This window comes from Actinophytocola sp., from assembly GCF_036402745.1.
GTDB lineage: Bacteria > Actinomycetota > Actinomycetes > Mycobacteriales > Pseudonocardiaceae > Actinophytocola.
This window is the reverse complement of the sequence record NZ_DASWSJ010000420.1, coordinates 1-6,057: the sequence shown is the minus strand read 5'-3', so window position 1 is coordinate 6,057 and position 6,057 is coordinate 1. Positions and strand designations below refer to the sequence as shown.

At 71.4% G+C, this 6,057-nt stretch carries 7 protein-coding genes; 5 read left to right on the top strand and 2 right to left on the bottom strand.

Going from position 1 to position 6,057, the window contains the following annotated elements; all coding sequences use genetic code 11:
• Positions 1 to 81 precede the first annotated feature (81 nt).
• Positions 82 to 1,104: a mechanosensitive ion channel family protein gene (locus VGD70_RS36465; protein WP_331089671.1), complete on the top strand. Its 1,023-nt coding sequence runs from the start codon at positions 82 to 84 to the stop codon at positions 1,102 to 1,104.
• 274 nt (positions 1,105 to 1,378) lie between these two features.
• On the opposite strand, the gene VGD70_RS36460 is transcribed toward VGD70_RS36465, so the two are convergent.
• Positions 1,379 to 1,765, bottom strand: a complete 387-nt coding sequence (locus VGD70_RS36460; RefSeq protein ID WP_331089669.1) for a DUF6401 family natural product biosynthesis protein — start codon at positions 1,763 to 1,765, stop codon at positions 1,379 to 1,381.
• A 163-nt stretch (positions 1,766 to 1,928) separates the two neighbouring features.
• Here VGD70_RS36460 and VGD70_RS36455 point away from each other — a divergent pair, with 163 nt between their 5' ends.
• The 4 genes from VGD70_RS36455 (at position 1,929) to VGD70_RS36440 (ending at position 5,573) form a co-directional block, all read left to right on the top strand.
• A complete protein-coding gene (locus VGD70_RS36455; protein WP_331089667.1) occupies positions 1,929 to 2,471 on the top strand; it encodes a hypothetical protein in 543 nt (180 codons plus the stop codon).
• 96 nt (positions 2,472 to 2,567) lie between these two features.
• On the top strand, positions 2,568 to 2,936 hold the full coding sequence (locus VGD70_RS36450) for a YciI family protein (protein WP_331089665.1): 369 nt from the start codon (positions 2,568 to 2,570) through the stop codon (positions 2,934 to 2,936).
• The gene (locus VGD70_RS36445) at positions 2,936 to 4,189 is read left to right on the top strand and encodes an RNA polymerase sigma factor (RefSeq protein WP_331089663.1); all 1,254 of its coding nucleotides are present in this window, start codon (positions 2,936 to 2,938) and stop codon (positions 4,187 to 4,189) included. The genes VGD70_RS36450 and VGD70_RS36445 overlap by 1 nt, the downstream gene beginning before the upstream one ends.
• 118 nt (positions 4,190 to 4,307) lie before the next feature.
• Positions 4,308 to 5,573, top strand: coding sequence for a cytochrome P450 (locus VGD70_RS36440; protein ID WP_331089661.1), 1,266 nt, complete (start codon positions 4,308 to 4,310; stop codon positions 5,571 to 5,573).
• Between the two features lie 129 nt (positions 5,574 to 5,702).
• Here VGD70_RS36440 and VGD70_RS36435 read toward each other — a convergent pair.
• A partial coding sequence (locus VGD70_RS36435) for a magnesium chelatase domain-containing protein (protein ID WP_331089659.1) occupies positions 5,703 to 6,057 on the bottom strand: 355 nt, incomplete at its 5' end.

Here is a 6,057-nt window from a genome sequence, read left to right as displayed (position 1 = left end):
CTCGTCCTCCCAGGGGCAACCCATCCGGTAACGCGCGTCCACCCGGGGACGTGCCAGTCATACCTGGAAGGGGGCGGTGGCATGTCGACCGCTCTGCCAACTCCCGCGCTCGCGGCCGTCGACTTCGGTCAGGGCATCTCGAACGCGTGGAGCTCGATAGCCACGTTCGTGCCCAAGCTGGTGGCGTTCCTCGTCATCCTGCTGATCGGCTGGCTGATCGCGAAGACCGTCGCCAAAGCCGTGGACAAGCTCCTGGAACGGGTCGGGTTCGACCGGGTGGTCGAGCGTGGCGGCATCAACCGGATGCTCTCGAGGAGCAAGTACGACGCCTCGGACATCATCGCCAAGCTGCTCTACTACGCGATCCTGCTGATCACGCTGCAGATCGCGTTCGGCGTGTGGGGGCCGAACCCGGTCAGCGCAGTGCTCACCGGCATCGTCGCGTGGCTGCCGCGGGCCGTGGTCGCGATCGTCATCATCGTGGTGGCCGGCGCGGTCGCCCGCGCGGTGCGCGACCTGATCACGAACACGCTGGGCGGGCTGTCCTACGCGTCCCTGCTCGGCACGCTGGCCTCGGTGTTCGTCTGGGGTCTCGGCATCATCGCCGCGCTGAACCAGATCGGGGTCGCCACCACGGTGACGATGCCGGTGCTGATCACCGTGCTCGCCACGATCGGCGGCATCGCGATCGTCGGGGTGGGCGGCGGGCTCATCCGGCCGATGCAGGCGCGCTGGGACCGGTGGCTGAGCCGGGCCGAGGAGGAGATCCCGCAGGCCAAGGCCGCGGCGGACGCCTACCAGCGGGGCCGCGAGGACGCGGCCCGCAGCGGTGTCCCGGCTTCCGCCTCCGCTTCTTCGGAGGAGCGGACGAGGCAGATGCCGCAGCCGGTGGCCGCCGGTCACCCCATGCCCACCGGCCACCCGCAGAACCCGGGCGCGCACGCGGCCGGCGCACCGGGTGCTCCGGCGGGGTCGGGCACGCAGGCCTACCCGCAGCAGGGCGGGTATCAGGACCCGGGCCCGCAGCAGGGCTACCAGGATCCGGGCTACCCACCGCAGGGCGGTCAGATGCCGCCCGGGCAGACGCCGCCCCGGCAGCAGTAGCAAGCCCACGCCGCGACGGTCGGTGCCCAAGGGCCCGGCCGTCGCGGCCTGTCCGGGGCCGGTCAGGGTAAGGCCGGTGGCCAGCTCGGTGCCGGTCGGTGCGCGGAGGCCCGGGGTCGGGGCGCGTCCGGGGCGGTCAGGAAGGGCCGGCGGCCGGTCGAGACTCGGCGGGCCAGCCGGTACGCACGCGCGGCCTGGACGGTGTCAGGCCACGTCGGCAGATGATCGGTCGAGACTCGGCGGGCCGGTCGGTACGCAGGCGCGGCCTGCTCGGTCAGGCCACGGTCGGCAGCTGGCCGGTCGAGCCGACCGGGCGGCCTGGGTGCAGGTCCCTGGCCAGCGCGCACACCGCGAGCAGGCGGACGCTGATCCAGTCCGCGCCCAGCCAGCCGGTCGCGTCCGCCGGCACCCGTAGCGGCCGGCCGCTCTCGCGCAGGTGGTCGAGCACGCCCTGGGCGTAGCCCGCCAGCAGCACCGAGCCGGCCACCACGGCACTCGACTCGACGCCGACGGTCAGGATGTCGCGCACCGCGGCCGAATGCTGGTCGACCACCGCGCCGAGGCCCGGTATCGCGGCCGCCGCCAGCAGGCCGGCGCCGACCTGGTCGTGCAGCCTGTCCAACATCCGGCGGGCCGACTTCTCCAGACGGCGAACCCCCACGTCATCACCCACTCACACGCTCGAAACCACCCGCCTGTCTAGCACGCCGCCGCAGCCGTCCCGAGCGTCTGTGGTCCGGACCACAGGGATCGTCGATCGGGCTTCGAGGGGTTGCTTCGCCGAATCCCCTGCCGAGAGTGGTCCGAGGTGCGAGCATCCCGCCATGGCGGAAACCGACGAGCTCGCGGACCTGCGGGCTTACCTCAAGCGACTCGAGCGGCGGCACGCGGAGGAGATCGGGCGGGCGGAACGGCGCCAGCGGCTGCTCATCGCCCGGATCCTCGTCCTGGTCTGCACGGCCGCCCTGCTCCTCGCCGTCTCCATGCCCTGGTACAGCGAGCTCGACAACGGCGAGGAGACCTTCACGTCCGTGAGCGGCTGGCGGCTGTTCTCGCTGCTCGCCAGCAGCTCGGGCCAGGGTGCGCTCGTCTTCGCCGGCTGGTTCAGCTGGCTCGTCGTCCTGGGCGCGCTGGCCGCCGGGGTGTCCGCGCTCCAGCTGACCCAGCGGTGGCTCGCGGCCACGATGTCCACCGTGCTCGCCCTGCTCACCGCCGGGCACCTGCTGCTCAACGCGGTGGCGGTCGACTCCGTCGACGGCCAGCGGCTGGCCGCCACCTGGTGCGCGCTCCTCGTCATGGCCGCGAGCGCCTTCGCGTGGGGAAACCTCGTGCGGCCACTCCGCGACCTGGCGGCCGACCCGCTGTAGGAAAACCCGTCCGAGGATGATGTCGAGAGCCGGCCGGTGGGTCCGACTTCCTCGTGACCCGGCCCCGCGGGGCCTGCCGAACAGAGGAGCACCACGATGAAGTACCTGTTGATCATGCAGGTGAACCCGGCCGCCATGGAGGCGCTCACCGAGGCCGAGCGCAACTCGATCACGGACGGGCACGGCGACTTCATGAAGATCACCCAGGAGAGCGGCGAGTTCATCGCCACCCAGGCGCTCGCCGACCCGGCCAACACGGTCACCGTCCGCGGCACCGGCACCGTCCCCGCGGTCACCGACGGCCCGTTCCTCGAGGCCAAGGAGTTCATGGGCGGCTACTACCTCGTCGACGTCGAGTCGCCGGAGCGCGCGGTCGAGCTGGCCAAGCTCATTCCGGACACCAGGTTCAGCGGCTTCGCCATCGAGATCCGGCCGGTGATGTTCGAAGCCGGCTTCGACATGTGATGCCGGCTACCGGGACGGTCGAGGACCTGCTGCGCGGCCTGGCGCCGCAGGTCCTGGCCGTGCTCGTGCGGCGGCACGGCCAGTTCGACGCCTGCGAGGACGCCGTCCAGGAGGCGTTGCTGGCCGCCGCGCTGCAGTGGCCCGAGGAGGGTGTGCCGGCCGAGCCCGCCGGATGGCTGGTCACGGTCGCCGGGCGGCGGCTCACCGACCAGTGGCGCAGCGAGTCCGCCCGCCGCCGGCGCGAGACCGCGGTCGCGGTCCAGCAGCCCTACCACGAGCTGATCACGCCGGACCCGGCCGAGGACCTGGGCCGGCACGTCGACGACACGCTGACGCTGCTCTTCCTCTGCTGTCACCCGGAGGTGTCGGCGCCCTCGCAGCTCGCGCTCACCCTGCGTGCGGTCGGCGGGCTCACGACCGAGCAGATCGCGCGGGCGTTCCTCGTCCCCGAGACCACGATGGGCCAGCGGATCAGCCGGGCCAAGCAGAAGATCAAGGAGGCCGGCGCCACCTTCGCGATGCCGCAGGGGTCCGAGCGCGCCGAGCGGCTCGCGGTCGTGCTGCACGTGCTGTACCTGGTCTTCAACGAGGGCTACACCGCGACGTCCGGCCCGGACCTGCAGCGGGTCGAGCTGACCGCCGAGGCGATCCGGCTGACCCGCGAGGTGCACCGGCTGCTCCCCGCCGACGATCCCGCTGCCGGCGAGGTCGCGGGCCTGCTCGCGTTGATGCTGCTCACCGACTCGCGCCGGGCCACCCGCAGCACCGCGGACGGCGCGATGGTGCCGCTCACCGAGCAGGACCGCCGCCGCTGGGACGCGGACCTCATCGAGGAGGGCACCGAGCTGATCGAGCGCACGATGGCCTCCGCCGCGCTCGGGCCCTACCAGCTGCAGGCCGCCATCGCCGCCGTGCACGCCGAGGCGCCCAGCACCGAGGCGACCGACTGGCGGCAGATCCTCGTGCTCTACGGGATCCTCGACCGGATGGCGCCAAACCCGATGATCACGCTGAACCGGGCCATCGCCACCGCGCAGGTGCAGGGCCCGCGCGCCGGCCTCGAGCTGCTCGACTCGATCGCCACCGACAAGCGCATCGCCGGGCATCACCGGCTCGATGCCGTGCGGGCGCACCTGCTGGAGCTGGCCGGCGACCTCGACGCGGCCCGCGAGCACTACCAGCGGGCCGCGAAGCACACGGTCAGCCGGCCCGAGCAGCGGTACCTGGAGGGCAAGGCGGCCCGGCTGAAATAGGTGAGATTCCCTGAGGCGCGCGCCAGGGCCGCGGCCATAGCGTCCTGACATCCGGGCAACGGGGGCCGGCGCTCAACGGGCAGATAGCCTCGCGGCGTACGAGTTAGGGGGTTGGGACATGGGGCTGAAGTCAAGAGTTGTCGGGCTGGTGACGCGCTGGTACCTGGCGCGTGCGCAGCGCAAGGGGTTCGACCTGTCGAAGATGGCGCTGCTGCCGGACGCGGCGCTGCTGCCACTTCGTCGCACGGGGCTGGATCCGGTACCCGAGCTGGGCGAGATCCGTGCGCGCGAGCCGATCAGCAAGGTCAACATCCCGTTCGGTGTCAACGTATGGCTGGTCAGCGGGTACGAGGAGGCCAAGACCGTCCTCAGCGACGCGAAGGGCTTCAGCAACGACTTCTCGAACCTGGTGGGCGAGCACGGGGCGTCGGCGAGCCACAGCCCGGGCGGGCTCGGGTTCGCGGACCCGCCGGAGCACACCCGGCTGCGCAAGCTGCTGACGCCGGAGTTCACGATGCGCCGGCTGTCCCGCCTGACGCCCGGCATCAAGGCGATCATCGAGCAGCGCCTCGACGCGATGGCCGCGATCGACGGTCCGGTCGATCTCGTCGAGGAGTTCGCCCTGCCGATCCCGTCGCTGGTGATCTGCGAGCTGCTCGGCGTGCCGTACGAGGAGCGCGGGGAGTTCCAGCGCCACTCGATGACGAGGTTCGACCTGTTCGCGGGCGCGACCGCGTCGCTGGGCGCGATCTCCGAGTCGCTCGAGTACCTCCTCGGGGTCGTCCGCGAGCAACGCGAGAACCCGGGCGACGGCCTGCTCGGCATGATCATCAAGGAACATGGTGACGAGGTCGAGGACATGGAGCTGGCCGGCCTCGCCGACGGCGTCCTGACCGGCGGCTTCGAGACGACGGCGAGCATGTTGACGCTCGGGGCCCTGGTGCTGTTGCAGGACCGCGACTCGTTCAAGCTGGTCCACGACGACGATGCGGCGGTGCACGACTTCGTCGAGGAGCTGTTGCGGTACCTCACTGTCGTGCAGGTGGCGTTCCCCCGGTTCGCTCGCGAGGACATGACGGTCGCCGGCGTTCAGATCTCCAAGGGTGACGTGGTCGTCGTCTCCCTTGCCGGGGCCGATCGGGATCCGGTGCTTGGGTCGGACATGGAACGCGTGGACCCGACTCGGCCGGCTACCTCGCATCTCGCTTTTGGGTACGGGGTGCATCGGTGTATCGGGGCGGAGCTCGCCCGGATGGAGCTTCGGGCGGCTTATCCGGCTCTGGTTCGGCGGTTTCCCTCCATGCGGTTGGCGGACGAGGAGCTCAACTACCGCAAGGTGTCCATCGTCTACGGCGTTGAGCGGTTGCCCGTTCTGTTGGACTGACCGGTCCGCGGTGGGTTTGCCGACCGAGCCCTTCTGTCATGAAGGGCTCGCCAACGGCACCATCACGCGCCGAAACCGGCCGCCAGAATCCAAACCCAGGCGTGGGCACACGCCTCCCCCGGCCCCGGCTCACTCCCCCACAGCATTCGCATATAACGCCTGCAAAGCGGCCCCGAGGTTCGGCGTAACCGTCACCGCCATCCCAGGCGGCACAACGCCGGCATCCGGCGGCACCAAGGCCTGGGTGAACCCCAACCGCACGGCCTCGGCCAACCGAGCCTTCACCCCGGAGACCCGCCGAACCTCCCCCGCCAACCCAACCTCACCGAGCACCACCAGATCCGGCGGCAACGGAATGTCCTTCGCCGCCGACGCGACCGCCAGTACCAGGGCCAGATCCGCCGCCGGCTCGTTGATGCGCATCCCGCCCACCGTCGCCGTGAAGACGTCGTACTCCGACAGGCGGATCCCCCCGCGGCGCTCC

Excerpts from the sequence above, each read along its gene's own strand:
- VGD70_RS36465 (WP_331089671.1), top strand. The coding sequence starts at position 82 with ATGTCGACCGCTCTGCCAACTCCCGCGCTCGCGGCCGTCGACTTCGGT.
- VGD70_RS36455 (WP_331089667.1), top strand. The coding sequence starts at position 1,929 with ATGGCGGAAACCGACGAGCTCGCGGACCTGCGGGCTTACCTCAAGCGA.
- VGD70_RS36450 (WP_331089665.1), top strand. The coding sequence starts at position 2,568 with ATGAAGTACCTGTTGATCATGCAGGTGAACCCGGCCGCCATGGAGGCG.
- VGD70_RS36445 (WP_331089663.1), top strand. The coding sequence starts at position 2,936 with ATGCCGGCTACCGGGACGGTCGAGGACCTGCTGCGCGGCCTGGCGCCG.
- VGD70_RS36440 (WP_331089661.1), top strand. The coding sequence starts at position 4,308 with ATGGGGCTGAAGTCAAGAGTTGTCGGGCTGGTGACGCGCTGGTACCTG.